Below are 284 nucleotides of genomic sequence, written 5' to 3' on the forward strand. Positions count from 1 at the left end.
TGGTGCGGCCCACTGTGCGTTGTGCCGTTGGTGGAGTTCGGCGAGGAGGTCGCGGTAGTTGATGGTGACCAGGATCTGGGGCCGGTGTCCGCCGTTGGCGGGCAGGGTGTCGGTGGTGAGGGCGGTTTGGCAGGCGCCGACGAGTCCGTCGAGTCTCTTCTGGCCCTGGGACCGGTGGTCCAGCGGGATTTCCGGGAGGTCCGGGGTGTCCCAGCCGGCCGGGCCGCCCTGTTCCCCGGCCCCGGTCGCGTCGGTGCCGGTTGAGGTGCCGGGTGTTGGGGTGC

Annotated in this window: 1 pseudogene; it reads right to left on the reverse strand. The window is 71.5% G+C overall.

Annotation, left to right across the window (positions count from 1 at the left end):
* A pseudogene (locus ARGLB_RS23745) lies at positions 1 to 284 on the reverse strand (HNH endonuclease signature motif containing protein); the annotation flags it as partial.

The organism is Arthrobacter globiformis NBRC 12137 (assembly GCF_000238915.1).
Lineage (GTDB): Bacteria > Actinomycetota > Actinomycetes > Actinomycetales > Micrococcaceae > Arthrobacter > Arthrobacter globiformis.